The sequence below is a fragment of the Jutongia sp. SJQ-6 genome, from assembly GCF_054161275.1.
The window spans coordinates 1,026,150-1,041,378 of sequence record NZ_CP195314.1; the positions used below are offsets into that span (position 1 = coordinate 1,026,150).

11 protein-coding genes are annotated in these 15,229 nt (G+C 43.7%); 2 read left to right on the forward strand and 9 right to left on the reverse strand.

What is annotated here, in order from left to right; all coding sequences use genetic code 11:
• Positions 1–28: 28 nt before the first annotated feature.
• The 5 genes from dapF to cls all read right to left on the reverse strand — a co-directional run bounded on the left by dapF (position 29) and on the right by cls (position 4,686).
• Entirely contained in the window at positions 29–877 is an 849-nt protein-coding gene (dapF, locus tag ACSAJE_RS04825) for a diaminopimelate epimerase (protein ID WP_118507470.1), read from the reverse strand.
• Between the two features lie 78 nt (positions 878–955).
• Positions 956–1,951: a Holliday junction branch migration DNA helicase RuvB gene (gene ruvB, locus ACSAJE_RS04830; RefSeq protein WP_022026151.1), complete on the reverse strand. Its 996-nt coding sequence runs from the start codon at positions 1,949–1,951 to the stop codon at positions 956–958.
• A gap of 31 nt (positions 1,952–1,982) precedes the next feature.
• Positions 1,983–2,594 carry a Holliday junction branch migration protein RuvA gene (gene ruvA / locus ACSAJE_RS04835; RefSeq protein WP_118689766.1) on the reverse strand — a complete coding sequence of 204 codons (612 nt, stop codon included), beginning with the start codon at positions 2,592–2,594 and terminating at the stop codon, positions 1,983–1,985.
• 98 nt (positions 2,595–2,692) lie between these two features.
• A complete protein-coding gene (locus ACSAJE_RS04840) occupies positions 2,693–2,944 on the reverse strand; it encodes a MerR family transcriptional regulator (protein WP_022026149.1) in 252 nt (83 codons plus the stop codon).
• Positions 2,945–3,033: 89 nt separating this feature from the next.
• Complete coding sequence (cls, locus tag ACSAJE_RS04845; protein ID WP_118689767.1) at positions 3,034–4,686, reverse strand: cardiolipin synthase; 1,653 nt, start codon at positions 4,684–4,686, stop codon at positions 3,034–3,036.
• A 203-nt stretch (positions 4,687–4,889) separates the two neighbouring features.
• Between cls and ACSAJE_RS04850 the strand changes: the two genes are divergently transcribed.
• Complete coding sequence (locus ACSAJE_RS04850) at positions 4,890–6,083, forward strand: ribonuclease H-like domain-containing protein (protein WP_458009822.1); 1,194 nt, start codon at positions 4,890–4,892, stop codon at positions 6,081–6,083.
• Between the two features lie 199 nt (positions 6,084–6,282).
• On the opposite strand, the gene rpmF is transcribed toward ACSAJE_RS04850, so the two are convergent.
• Both rpmF and ACSAJE_RS04860 read right to left on the reverse strand, forming a co-directional pair.
• Positions 6,283–6,465, reverse strand: a complete 183-nt coding sequence (gene rpmF, locus ACSAJE_RS04855) for a 50S ribosomal protein L32 (protein WP_022024243.1) — start codon at positions 6,463–6,465, stop codon at positions 6,283–6,285.
• A gap of 96 nt (positions 6,466–6,561) precedes the next feature.
• The gene (locus ACSAJE_RS04860; protein ID WP_458009823.1) at positions 6,562–7,752 is read right to left on the reverse strand and encodes an acetate/propionate family kinase; all 1,191 of its coding nucleotides are present in this window, start codon (positions 7,750–7,752) and stop codon (positions 6,562–6,564) included.
• 181 nt (positions 7,753–7,933) lie between these two features.
• Between ACSAJE_RS04860 and ACSAJE_RS04865 the strand changes: the two genes are divergently transcribed.
• Positions 7,934–9,223 carry a tRNA(Met) cytidine acetate ligase gene (locus tag ACSAJE_RS04865; protein ID WP_458009824.1) on the forward strand — a complete coding sequence of 430 codons (1,290 nt, stop codon included), beginning with the start codon at positions 7,934–7,936 and terminating at the stop codon, positions 9,221–9,223.
• Here the strand turns inward: ACSAJE_RS04865 and ACSAJE_RS04870 are convergent.
• Together ACSAJE_RS04870 and nifJ are read right to left on the reverse strand one after the other, a co-directional pair.
• Positions 9,198–11,306, reverse strand: a complete 2,109-nt coding sequence (locus ACSAJE_RS04870; protein WP_458009825.1) for a hypothetical protein — start codon at positions 11,304–11,306, stop codon at positions 9,198–9,200. The genes ACSAJE_RS04865 and ACSAJE_RS04870 overlap by 26 nt on opposite strands.
• Positions 11,307–11,485: 179 nt before the next feature.
• Positions 11,486–15,049: a pyruvate:ferredoxin (flavodoxin) oxidoreductase gene (gene nifJ / locus ACSAJE_RS04875; RefSeq protein WP_118689770.1), complete on the reverse strand. Its 3,564-nt coding sequence runs from the start codon at positions 15,047–15,049 to the stop codon at positions 11,486–11,488.
• Positions 15,050–15,229 lie beyond the last annotated feature (180 nt).

Here is a 15,229-nt window from a genome sequence, read left to right on the forward strand (position 1 = left end):
CAACATCATATTCTCTGTCTCTTACATTCTACACATCAATATCTGTGATGTCGATTTCCCCATCGAATACAACGGTAGCCGGTCCCGTCATAAATACTGTCTCTGCCTCACGATCATAGACAATATACAGATCGCCTCCCAGCAAATGTACAGTTACGTTCTCATCCGTTTTGCCATTTAATACACAGGCTACAACAGCCGCACACGTTCCTGTTCCACAAGCAAGTGTCTCTCCGGCCCCTCGCTCCCAAACACGCATATTGATCTCACTGCGGTTTAACACCTGAATAAATTCTGTATTTACTCTCTTTGGAAATGCTTCATGATGCTCAAAACCCGGTCCGATCTTTTCCAACGGAAGTGATGCAGTATCCTCCACAAAAACAACGGCATGAGGATTTCCCATAGATACCGCTGTTACATGATACTCTTTCCCCTCCACGATCAATGGCTCATTCACACACTGCTTCTCTCCGATCGTTACCGGAATCTCTGACGGGCAGAGGATCGGCGATCCCATATTCACTTTCGCCGTTTTCATCTTACCATCCTGTACTTCCATATCAATATATTTGATACCGGCTAACGTCTCGATCGACACCTTCGTTTTGTCGGTCAGCCCGTAATCATAGACATATTTTGCAACACAGCGTATTCCGTTGCCGCACATTTCTCCACGGGAACCATCAGCGTTGTACATCGCCATGCAAAAGTCTGCCACCTCAGACGGCTCAATTAAGATCAGTCCATCCGATCCGATGCCAAAATGGCGGTCACTCACAAATTGTGCTACCTTATCTGGATGTTTCACCGTTTCCTCCAGGCAGTTCACATATACATAATCATTGCCACACCCATGCATCTTTGTAAATTTCATACGATCATTCATTCCTTTCCCGACTTGTTTTAGAGCCGTAGGTACCATAGTTACTTTGTGTCTCTTGCTTTCTATGTTTTATTCTTTCGGTATCCCGAAATGATAATACGCCTCATCTGATGCAACGCGGCCTCTCGGCGTTCGCAGGATCAGTCCATTTTGAACAAGATAAGGTTCGTATACATCTTCTAACGTACCCGGGTCTTCTCCGATCGATACAGCCAACGTTTCTAATCCTACAGGCCCACCGCCAAATTTTTGGATCATCGTCATGAGGATCTGGCGATCCGTCTGATCCAACCCCAGCTTATCAACCTCTAATAAATTCAGCGCAAAATCAGCCACCTCTTTCGTTATACGTCCATCGTACTTGATCTGTGCAAAATCACGCACTCTCTTGAGCAGCCGGTTAGCAAGGCGTGGCGTCCCTCTGGATCGTCTGGCAAGCTCCAAAGCACCATCTTTATCAATTTCTACTTCTAATATTTTAGCAGAGTGCAAAATGATCTCCTGCAGCTCTTCTACCGTATAGAACGCCAGACGGCTCACAACCCCAAAACGATCTCTTAACGGTGCCGACAGCATGCCGGCTCTTGTCGTTGCACCGATCAATGTAAACTTTGGCAGATCTAAGCGGATCGACCGTGCCGCTGCACCTTTCCCGATCACGATATCGATCACAAAATCCTCCATCGCAGGATATAATACCTCTTCTACCTGGCGATTCAACCGGTGGATCTCATCCACAAACAGCACATCTCCATCCTGCAGATTATTGAGGATAGCAGCCATCTCACCCGGCTTTTCAATGGCAGGTCCCGCTGTGATCTTTAGATTCGTCCCCATCTCATTTGCCACGATCCCGGCAAGTGTTGTCTTACCAAGTCCCGGCGGGCCATACAACAGTACATGGTCCAAAGAGTCCCCTCGCTCCTTAGCAGCTTCTATATACACTTTAAGGTTGCTCTTTACTTTTTCCTGTCCGATATACTCCCGAAGATACTGCGGTCTGAGACTGGTCTCTATCCCTGCATCTTCATTCGTAAACTCCGTTGTAATGCTTCTCTTTGCCATCCGTTATTAATTCCTTTCGTCTGACTTTGTTTTACATATTTTTTAAGCTCTGCTTAAGCAGTTCTTCTACCGTCATGTTCTCTGCCGCAGGAACTGCCCGCACTGCTCTTAGCGCATCCGTTGCCGAATACCCGAGTGCCGTCAATGCACTGACAGCATCTGCCTGCAGAGCAGAAGAATGCTGCGTCATATCTGTCTTCGCCTGCTCCCCGACATCCAGTGCCGTCTCGATCGACTGCTGCATATCAATCTTATCCTTCAGTTCCAAAATAAGTTTTTTGGCTGTTTTCGCTCCAATTCCCGGTGCAGTTGCAATCGTCTTGGCATCTTCAGAAAGGATTGCAAACCGAATATCATCTCCGGAAAGTGTTCCCATCAACGCCAAGCCTCCCTTTGGTCCAATTCCGCTGACCGTGATCAATAGCTTAAACAGGTCTTTGTCAGCCTGTGTCGCAAACCCAAACAACTGCATTGCATCTTCACGCACCGAAAAGTACGTGTATATTTTCACTTGACTGCCTGCCACCGGCATTTTTGACAACAAGGAATCCGGCACCAATACCTCCAGTCCGATCCCCTGGTGATCTATGATCACACTGGTTGCTGTCGTTGCCACCAGCTCTCCTGCAACATAACTGATCATCTAAATCCTACATTCCTTTCTCTGCCTGTAGATCTATGCATGTTTTCACATATTACCACAGGCGTGGTATTAACATCGTCAATTATCTTTCTTATGTACTAGTCCGGTATCCGACTAAAAGTCCCATGAGACTTAGACAACCAACCTTCTTCCATATATTTCAAGATCACATACGGATGGATACCAAGTTCCTCTGAAATCTGCAGCGCATTGCTGTTTGGGAAGCGGTGCAGATATTCTACAATGTCATCCAACTGATCCTCATCCTTATCACGACAATCCTTGCAGCAGCAAGTACGGATCTTCGAACGAAACACCTGATGACAGTGCTTGCACACATTTGTATACATCGTACGTTCTCTCCTCTCCTCCAAAGTTTCTTCCACAAAGGCATATATCTCGGTACTTTTGCGTCCTTCACTGCACATACTATAATCTATTACAGCAAAATGGAAAACAAATTCAACACCGGCTCGATAAATTTATATCTTCGCGGTCTGTTCTTCCATTCTTCATAGCTAACTTCATGACTTTCCTCAAAAGTAGCATAAAAATCCTCGCGGATATCTTCCTGTATCTGCTCTCCCGACATCCAAATGCCGTTTTCATAATGCAGATAATAACTGCGATAATCCATATTAATCGTTCCTACGATTGCTGCATCCTCCGTCAATATCTGCTTTGCATGCACAAATCCCGGCGTATATTCATAAATACGGATCCCCTCTTTGAGAAGACTGCCATAATTGTAATATGTCAATATTTTAACCAGTTTTTTATCCGGAATACTTGGCGTGATGATACGTACGTCAACGCCTCTCTGTGCTGCCTCGATCAATGACTGCTTCATGTAATCTTCGATAACAAGATATGGCGTCGTAATATACAAATATTCATCAGAATACATGATCATCTGATTATAGATGCTCTCAATCGGATTAAACGGATTGTTAGCCGGGCCATCTGAGATCACATGACAATACGTATCGCCCGTACTTTCCGGCATAACACGATATCGCAAATAACCAACATGTTCCGGATCGGTCGAACTCGCTTCCCACATTTGCAGGAAAACGATCGTCAGTCCCCAAACCGCTTCACCGCTCACGCGAACACCCGTATCTTTCCAAACGCCAAAACGTTCTACCAAATTTGCATATTCATCTGCCAGATTAAATCCTCCGGTAAACGCCACTTTACCGTCTACCACAACAATCTTTTGGTGTGAACGGAAATTCATATACAACTCGCCCGTATACTTGTGGATCGGATTAAAGACACGCACGTCAATTCCTGCTTTTTGTAACATCGTCGAAAAATATTTACCCGTTCGGATCGCTGCACCAAAGTCATCATACAAAAACTTTACTTCAACGCCCTGTGCTACTTTCCGTTTTAATATTTCAAACGTTTTATCCCACAAAGCTCCTTCAGCAACGATAAAAAAGTCGATCAAAATATAGTCTTCTGCCTGTTCTAACGCCGCAAAAATATCTTCAAACGCATCTTCTCCCATCGGGTAATACTTCACATCGTTTGCCGCAGACAATGGGAATTCTGCCGTCTCCATGTACTTAACCATACGACCTGCCACAGGATTTTCCCGCAAAAACTTCTGATATGCCTGCTCATCGTGTATCAAGAACTGATTTCCATAAGAAATCTGTCGCAAGATATGCTGATCCAACTTCTTTTTGTTACGGCTGGATCTTCCCCACAGATAATACATTACAAATCCACTGATCGGCAGGATCAACGCTAATGCGATCCAAGCCTGCCGATACGCCGGGCTTTGACTGCTATTGATCAGCGTCAGCATGGCAATCACCGCAACAATCTCCAATATAAAGTAGAAATACACTGTTTGATTTTGTAGCAGTAATGGGAGCATTATTATCATTACAAACTGGATCAAAACGATAAATGCTGTCAATATGATGCGCAAAAATCCAGATAAATTATTTTGGATCCGTCCTTTTAGCCCTCGTAAATGCTTGTAATGTTCCTCTCCTCTGCGAAACATATCTGCATCACGTTCTCTCCGTTTACGCATCCATCTTTCATAACTGCTATCCGATGGAGTTTTCTTCATAAACACCCTCCATTCCAATTCGTTCCTGCCGAATTGCAAATATTACCATTCTCTGCCGCACTGCAAATATCACCATTCTTTGCCGCACCACAGAGACCATTATCATCATTACTCACTTCTGCATATTAGTATACTCGAATTGCTCAAAAAACTCAAATGGTCTATAATGTCCTCAAACGATGTTTCACAAACGGAGGAATCGAATGAAAACCACTACAGATACGATTACATTAGCACTTCCGGCTGTTGCATTTCCTATGGCTCCGGAACGTATTTTATTTTTTGATATTGAAACCACGGGGCTGTCGCCACGTGCATCTTCCCTATATTTGATCGGTACCATACACGCTTCCGGTGCAGACCAATATACGATCACACAATGGTTCGCCGACACATCTGCCAGTGAGCAGGAAATGCTAACATGCTTTCTGGAGCAATTAGAACATTATGATGGCCTGTGCCATTTCAATGGACGCACCTTTGATATCCCCTATATCTTGAATAAATGCGACAAATATCACATCACACCTTCTTCCCATTGTCAGGAAATCTTATCCGATACAACGCAGACAAGATCGTTTGATATGCTGCTGCAGTTACGACCGTTAAAGAAGCTGTTTGGTTTAGCACATGGTGCACAAAAAGACTGGGAACAGTTTATTGGCATTGACCGAGAAGATATTTATTCCGGCGGAGATCTCATCCAGATATACAGCAGCTACCGCCAAGATCTGCTGCTTCACCCGGAACAAGCGGCTGCCAAAGAACATCTGTTGCTCTTGCATAATCACGATGACCTGATCGGTATGCTCCACTTAGTAAAAGTTCTGACCTACCGGCTGCTCTTGACACGCAAAAAAGAATCGCCTGCCCGGATCGAACACGCCACACTATTAGAACGCCGCCCCGGCTGCAGCGCGGCTACGATCTCGTTTGAACTGTCGGCGGCCGTTCCCCGCAAAGTCCATGTCACAGCACCGATTCCTTGGCCAAAACTATTCCGGGACCAACCGCAAAAAGAGTTGGAACTTACCTTGGAGCACTCTCTGGGATTGTTGACGATACCTTGTGTTCATGAAGAATTGAAATATTTTATTCCGGATTACAAAAATTATTATTACCTGCCGGAAGAGGACACTGCCATCCACCGCAGTGTGGCAGAGTTTGTCGACAAAGCACATCGCAAGGCAGCAACTGCTGCAACCTGTTATGTCCGAAAGACCGGCGATTTTATTCCGTCTGTTTCCGGCAAAATAGACTGTGACGGATTATTGCTGTTTCAGCAAGAGCATCGTGACAAATTATGTTTTGCAGCACTTCCGGAACCTGCTTCAGAAGATGATGGTTCCTCATGGCTCCCTGCTTATGTTGCAGCACAGCTTGGCTGCTTTTTATAAATAGACCGCCGTACAGCTTGGCTGTTTTAACAAATATATCACTGTACAGCTTGATTACGTTAACAAATATATCATCCCACAGCTTGATTACTTTAATTTAAAGTGCCAAAAGGACTTTTGACACCTTAATCTCTAATAGCAAAAAAACCGATACGTTTCCGTATCGGTTTTTTATTTCATGTACTATATGGAATGTCCATTATTCAGCGTTTGCAAGAATCTCTTTCTTATTGTAAGATCCACAAGCCTTGCATACTCTGTGTGGCATCATTAAAGCACCACATTTGCTGCATTTTACCAAGTTTGGTGCAGACATTTTCCAATTAGCTCTTCTCTTATCTCTTCTAGACTTAGAAGATTTATTTTTAGGGCAAATAGACATTTCTTTCCACCTCCTATTTGTAATCCATTTCCTTTTGCAACACTTTCTCGATTATATCAACTCACGATTGCTTTGTCAACAATTTTTTTGTGAATCTTATTTGCAGACCAGACGAGCTGTCTCTCTGGCAATAGCAAGCTCCTCATTAGTTGGTACCACCCATACCTGAGCCGCACTGTCATCGGTAGAGATCTTACGCTCATCACCGCGTACTGCATTTGCCTCAACATCCAGCTTGATACCAATCGCAGCTAAACCTTCAACGATCTTGGCACGAAGCTCTAAGTTGTTCTCACCAACACCTGCTGTCAGGGCAATGGCATCTACTCCGCCAAGTGCCATATAATATGCACCGATATACTTGATCACACGATATACCATGACATCTAACGCATTGATCGCATCCTGATTGCCACCCTGTGCAGCTTCTACAAGATCACGATAATCATTGGATAAGCCGGACAATCCAAGAGCACCGGACTTCTTATTCAAGATTGTTGTCATTTCCTGTACCGTGATATTTTCTTTCTGACAGATAAACTCGATGATGGCAGGATCCATATCACCGGAACGCGTTCCCATCATCAGTCCCTCTAATGGTGTCATACCCATGCTGGTATCTACAGACTTACCATCTTTGATCGCGGAAATGCTTGCACCACTTCCGATATGGCAAATGATCATACAGGAATTGTTAATATCCAGTCCTGCAAGTTCTGCCAGTCTCTTGGATACGAAGCTATGACTGGTTCCATGAAAACCATAGCGACGAACACCGTATTTCTCATAATATTCCTTTGGAAGAGCGTACAAATATGCCTTGGATGGCATTGTCTGATGAAATGCTGTATCAAATACCACAACATTCGGCACGCCCGGCATAACTTCCTGACATGCACGAACACCCAGCAGATTGGCCGGGTTATGTAATGGAGCCAGATCATTACACGTTTCAATCTGTTTGATAATCTCTTCATTTATAATAACGGAAGAAGAAAATTTCTCCCCACCATGTACCATTCGATGGCCAATTGCGCCGATCTCATCTAAGGAGGTCAACACTCCAATTTCCTTATCCAACAAAGTATCCAATACTTTCTTGATCGCAACTTCATGATCCGGCAGATCAATCTCCTGCTTGATCTTATCTCCGTTTACTTTGTAGATCAAAGCTCCGTCAAGTCCAATTCTCTCGCAAAGTCCTGAAGCAGCTACTTCTTCTGTCTCGGAATCGATCAACTGAAACTTAAGAGAGGAACTTCCGCAATTAACTACTAAAATTTTCATCTTAAACCTCATTTCTGTGCACACGTTTTTCGTATAAGATTTGGTCGGGTGCACTCTGGCTCAAATCTTGTAAATGGAATGTGAATCCATACAAAAGTATACTTGATTCATTTTTCTTTGTCTAGTATTATTGAGAAAAACGTGTGTTTTAATATCACAACATCAGAAAGGCAGACACGATATGAAAGCAATTGGAATCATTGCAGAATATAATCCATTTCATAATGGTCATAAATACCAGATCGAGCAGGCACGCCGCATGACAGACGCCGATTATGTTATCGTTGTAATGAGCGGTTCTTTTGTGCAGCGTGGCACCCCTGCCTGGACGGATAAATATTTGCGGACACAGATCGCACTGGAATGTGGCGCCGATATGGTATTTGAACTGCCGACCGCCTATGCCACTGCCAGTGCGAAGGATTTTGCATTTGGCGGAGTCAGCCTTTTGCAGGGATTAGGCTTTGTCGATACCCTTTGCTTTGGATCAGAATGCGGTGATATTCATGCGTTATGGAACGCCGCGCAGTTTCTCGCTGATCCCGGAGAAGCCTTTGAGACTACGATCCGTGAACTGGTCGGCAAGGGGTTATCCTATCCGGCTGCCAGAGCACAGGCATATGCGATGCATGCTCCAACAGACGATATAGCACATCCACAACACATAGACATGGATAGCACGCCAGACAACAGCAGTACGGCGTCCTATTTGCTGCAATCTCCAAATAATATTTTAGGTATTGAATATTTGCTGGCACTGAAACAGTTACACAGCAAGATCATACCGGTGACGATCGCTCGAAAGGATCACGGCTATCATGAAACAACCGCCAAGGATAAATATCTTTCAGCAACCGGTATTCGTGACTATTTTCTGACTCAGGGCAAGATTCCTGTCGACTATCTTCCCGCAGAAGCAGTCAATATATTGCAAGCGGCAAGAAACCATTATCCGGTTACATTAGATGACTTTTCGGAAATGTTGTACTATAGACTGTCCACTTGTTCCCCGGAAAACATGACTCGCTGCGCAGATGTTTCGTACGCTCTTGCTGCCCGCATCCACAATCTTCTGCCAAAGTACAAAACAGCTTCTGATTTTATCGAGCTGCTCAAGACGAAGCAGTATACTCATAGCCGCATCAGCCGCGCTTTACTCCATCTGCTGCTTCATACTACCGGCGAACAGACCAAACTCCCGGTCAGTTATGGCAATCTGCTTGGTTTTCGCGGCTCTGCCAGCGGACTACTGCGTCAGGTCAATGATTTTCCGATCATTACAAAAAAAGCCGATGCACTCTGTCAGTTTCATAAACTGACAGAGGCATCGGCAAAGCATGCTATTTCTCTTTGGAACACAGACTTACTGGCTGACAACTTATACCGTCAATGCCTGCTGCACAAAACAGGCTGTGCACTGCCGGACTGCTATCATGCCCCACTGATCATTCCGCGGTATCCTCTTTGCTGATCGTGAGACTTGCTGTACGATCATCGGAATTGCAATAGTTTTGAATATAGTATGCGCGTCCGGCTGTAAGCGCTACATTCATGGTTATATTTTTCTCATATACCCAACTGTTCGTAGTGCTGTTATAGATCTGATTGGATTTACTAAATGCTGTAGTGATCAAGTCATCCATTGTATATACATTGATCGAAGTGTATTCCTGATCTGACGAATCCATCGTAATCGTATAGGTTCCAGTCTCCGCCGGAATAAATTTCATGTAATCATTGGCCGGAACTGAAGCAGTATTGTCAAGCGAGAGTGAACCATAAACTTTTGAGGATTCACCTTTGGTAAGTTTGACAGTACGATTTCCTCCTACACCAAATGTAGCCGTATATTCTACAAATTTCTTCGTTGCGTTTATCGAATAAGTTCCTTTTTTCAAAAATAATGTTTTTCCATATCCTAGATAATCTCTGTCACTGTCATACCACGAACAAGTCAGATCATCTGAGCCGCAGGATAATAATACTTTATACAACGCAAGTTTGAAATTGACGGTTGCACCATTCTTGCCAACATTCTTACTGCTTACGGTCTGCCGAACATCATTTTTAGATGCATAAAATTTATAGAGAACCGATGGATATACGATCATATTATAGTCGCCTGACTTCATCTTGGCATTACCATAACTATCAGTATCTCCATTCGAATAACTATATCCATAGCAGGCGTTTCGATAATACTTGTTATTATCATTCTTAAAAGAAGCCACCACACTCACATTATCAATTCCGGTTCCATCTGCAGCAAGTACACGCCCGGATACTTTCACACCATTCACTGCATTGACTGCCAATGTTCCCTTATTGATATGTCCCTTGGTGTCTTTTACCTGATAAGCTACACTATAATTGCGAGCCGGCAGGTATAACTTCTTATCTCCTTTGTCATCATAACGATAACTGTCAAACACAATGTCACCGCTATTAAAACTAATATATTTGTTGGTATTAGATGGTAATGTATACGTATAAGCACCGGAGCCACCTACGGTATATACCTCAAAATATTCAGAAGAGTTGTCATTGGCCAGGATCACCCTTCCACCAGCTTCAATATAGCTGAACATTACGCTGGAGCTACCAATATAACAACTATATTTCTGCACCAGTTTTTTACCTTTTTCATCTTTTGCCGTAAGTGTCATAATACTTGCCTTGGCAGTCTTTAAGGTTCCCTCCAATTTGAAATAATCGCCTTGCGCCTTGGCAGTCAAACCATTTGGTACACCGGTGATCTTCATGCTATTTAAATAACCGGTGTGACTCTGTGTAAATCCCACGGAACGTTCTATCGTGTCTCCAACAACCCCCGTAAAGTATCTGGCTTCTGCATTTTTTGTATAATAATATTGTGTTTGGCCTGATTTATTACCCGGTAATGCAGATACCGTTACCTGTACATAATCACCATCCTCAATACAATTTAAATCGTATGTGGTGTTATCATCGGTAGCTAAGCCTACCTCATACACCTTAGAGCTCAACTTTGTTACACTTGCAACGCGCAGGGCGTATGCAAACTGTCCTGACCCGTCTGCTTTCTTGCGAACCACAAAGTTAGATGCTTTTAAGGCTTTCGCTGCCGTCAAATTTACGCGCACTGTCTTGCCATCTAATGCAGCGACAGAAGCAACGCCAGCTTTCTTAGCTGTCTTTTTGGTAACTTTTACGGTCCAAACCTTCTTTTTCTTACCATATTTTGCAGTAATCTTGGTCGTACCTGCCTTTTTGGCTTTTACGACTCCCTTCTTGGATACGGCTGCAACTTTTTTCTTGCTGGTCTTCCATTTGATCTTGGTCTTTTTAGAAATGCCCTTGACTTTTAATGTTTTCTTACTGCCAACTTTCAACGAAATCGTATTCTTAGATTTCTTATTCGATTTCTTGCTTGATTTCTTGCTTGATTTCTTACCAGCTTTTTTAGCTGCTGTCTTCTTGGCTGCACTTACTGTTTGTGTGCTCATTGGCACGGAAGTGGCCGCCAACGCAATCGCAATGCCAACTGCCATTACTTGTTTTGCAATCTTTTTCATTTTGATCCTCCATAAATAATATTTGTTATCTCTGCAAATAATACTGCGAAAAAATTTCCGCAATTTGCACTAACACTATCATTATACTCTCTCAATTTCTTTAGCGCAATGTCTTTTATTATCAAAAAAGGCGCCTTCCGAAGAAGACGCCCTCTTTATTTTATTTGGATGATTACAAATTATTTGTATAATTCAACCAACTTCTGTAAGTGCTCATAACGAGCCTTTGCAGCTTCCTCAGATTCCTTGAAGAGTCTGTCAGCACGCTCTGGGAATGGTTTGATCAGACGAGTATAACGAGCCTCGTTATTCAGGAATGCCTGATAATCGTCGAAGTTTACACCCTTCTCAGATGTGAATGTGAACGGATTCTTGCCCTCAGCCTTATTGGAAGGATTGAAAGAGAAGAGATTCCAGTAACCAGCTTTCACTGCTTTCTTCATCTCATCCTGGCAGTGGTTCATACCACCCTTAGCGATTCCGTGAAGCTCACATGGTGCATAACCGATGATCAATGATGGTCCCGGATATGCCTCTGCCTCTGCAATTGCCTTAACAGCCTGTGCAGGGTTAGCACCAAGTGCGATCTGAGCAACATATACATAACCATAGCTCATCGCGATCTCAGCAAGTGACTTCTTACCGATCTCTTTACCGGCAGCTGCGAACTGGCAAACCTCACCGATATTAGAAGCCTTAGAAGCCTGTCCACCTGTATTAGAATACATCTCTGTATCGAATACCATAACGTTTACGTTTTCACCGGATGCTAATACATGGTCTAATCCACCGAAACCGATATCATATGCCCATCCATCACCACCGAAGATCCATACGGACTTCTTACCGAGGTAATCTTTCTTAGCAAGTGCAGCCTTAGCGTTCTCGCATCCGGCAGCTGCTGCTTTCTCTAACTCAGCAACCAAAGCATCTGTAGCTGCTACGTTAGCCTTTGTATCTTCTTTAGTCTCCATGAATGCATCGAATGCAGCTTTCAACTCTGCAGGTGCCTTATCAGACTCTGCACAAGCCTTTACATTCTCGATAGCCTGATCACGTAAGTACTTCTGACCTACATACATACCAAGACCATGCTCTGCGTTGTCCTCGAACAAGGAGTTAGACCAAGCCGGACCCTTCTTAGTATCCTTATTTACAGTATAAGGAGAAGTTGCTGCCGGGTTACCCCAGATAGAAGAACATCCTGTTGCATTGGAGATGTACATCTGCTCACCGAAGAGCTGTGTGATCAATCTAGCATATGAAGTCTCTGCACAACCTGCACAGCTTCCTGAGAACTCAAGGAGTGGCTGGTTGAACTGGCTACCCTTAGGTGTTGTATCAGCGAATCCGCTGTCTTTCTTACCAACATTAGCTACTAAGTAGTCGAATACCGGCTGCTCATCTGCCTGAGACTCCTGAGGTACCATCTTGATAGCACCATCAGCTGCCTTAGGACATACTGTGATACACTCACCACATCCCATACAATCCAGAGGAGATACGCTCATTGTAAACTTGTACTCTCCAGCCTTTGGCTTAGTATCGGAAAGTTTAATATTAGAAGGTGCTGCTTTCACCTCATCCTCGCTCAGCAAGAATGGACGGATCGTTGCATGAGAACATACAAATGCACAGTTGTTACACTGAATACATGTATCCGGATCCCATACCGGAACAGTTACTGCAGTACCACGTTTCTCATAAGCGGAAGCTCCTGTTACGAACTGACCATCTGCAATATCAGCAAATGCGGATACCGGAAGGCTGTCACCATCCATCTTGGAGATCGGCTCAAGAAGCTTGTTGACCATATCAACAACCTCTTTACGTCCTGTCTTCTCCTTAGCTGGAGCATCTGGTGCAGGATTTTTCCAAGAATCCGGAACTTCTACTTTGTGTACAGCGTCAACACCGGCATCAATTGCCTTGTAGTTCATCTCTACGACAGCGTCACCCTTCTTAGAATAAGACTTCTTAGCTGCCTGCTTCATGAATTCAACAGCTTCATCGATCGGCATAACGTCTGCTAATTTAAAGAATGCGGACTGTAAGATCGTGTTAGTACGTTTACCCATACCGATCTCGATTGCCTTATCGATCGCGTTGATCGTGTAAAGCTGAATGTTGTTATCGGCGATATATTTCTTAGCCTCTGCGTTCAAATGATGATCTAACTCTTCATCACTCCACTGGCAGTTGATCATGAATACTCCGCCCGGCTTAACATCCTGTACCATCTTCATACCCTGTGTTACATATGCAGGATTGTGGCATGCTACGAAGTCAGCCTGGTTAATGTAGTATGGGCTCTTGATCGGGTTATCACCAAAACGTAAGTGAGAAATGGTAACACCACCGGTCTTCTTAGAGTCATACTGGAAGTATGCCTGAATGTACTTGTCTGTATGGTCACCGATGATCTTTGTAGAGTTCTTATTAGCACCTACTGTACCATCTCCACCAAGACCCCAGAACTTGCACTCTTTTGTACCAGGTGCGGATGTGATAGGAGCCGGCTTAACCTCTGGCAAGCTCAAGTTTGTTACATCATCGACAATACCGATTGTGAAACGAGCCTTAGGAGCATCCTTCTCCAACTCTTTGTATACTGCAAATACAGATGAAGGAGGAGTATCTTTAGAACCAAGACCGTAACGACCACCTGTTACCACGATATCATTTAATCCTGCCTCGCGAAGAGTAGTAACTACATCGAGGTACAATGGCTCACCAAGAGAACCAGGCTCTTTCGTACGATCAAGTACAGCGATCTTCTTAGCAGTCTTAGGAATCACCTTAAGAATTGCCTCTGAAGACCATGGACGATACAAACGAACTTTGATCAAACCAACTTTCTCGCCCTTAGCTGTTAAGTAATCAATAACTTCCTCAGCTACGTCACAGATGGATCCCATTGCGATAATAACACGGTCTGCATCTGCTGCACCATAGTAGTTGAACAGATCATAATCTGTACCTAATTTTTCATTTACTTTCTTCATGTACTTCTCAACAACTGCCGGAAGTTCATCATAAGCCTTGTTACAAGCCTCACGATGCTGGAAGAATACATCACCGTTCTCGTGAGTACCACGAGCTGCCGGATGCTCTGGGTTCAATGCATGTGCACGGAACTCTTCAACTGCGTCCATAGGACACATATCTTTCAGATCTTCATAATCCCATTTCTCGATCTTCTGAATCTCATGGGATGTACGGAAACCATCAAAGAAGTTGATGAAAGGTACTTTACCCTCTAATGCAGCAAGATGTGCTACCGGGCTTAAATCCATAACTTCCTGTGGATTTGTCTCTGCTAACATTGCGAAACCTGTCTGACGACAAGCATATACATCACTGTGATCACCGAAAATATTCAAAGAATGTGTAGATACGGTACGTGCAGATACGTGGAATACACTAGGTAACTGCTCACCAGCGATTTTGTACATATTAGGGATCATAAGTAAAAGACCCTGAGATGCGGTAAATGTAGTTGTAAGTGCACCTGCTGCAAGGGAACCATGTACGGTACCTGCTGCACCTGCCTCAGACTCCATTTCTACCACTTTAACTGTGTTTCCAAAGATGTTCTTCTGTCCTGCTGCAGACCACTGATCAACAGAATCTGCCATCGGGCTGGAAGGTGTGATAGGATAGATACCTGCTACTTCTGTGTAGGCATACGCCACGTGTGCTGCAGCGGTATTTCCATCCATAGACTGTTTTGCTCTAGCCATTTTTGAATTATCCTCCTTAATTTATGAATTCTGTGAGATATTTTATCACTAAGCATCCAAAAAGTAAAGAATTTCAATGTAGATTTTGTCGAATTTACACGCTTTTTACGATAAAAGATCGATGTAAATAAGTATATTTTCTCATTTGAACCGCTATTTGATCATTTTTCTCAATAAAAT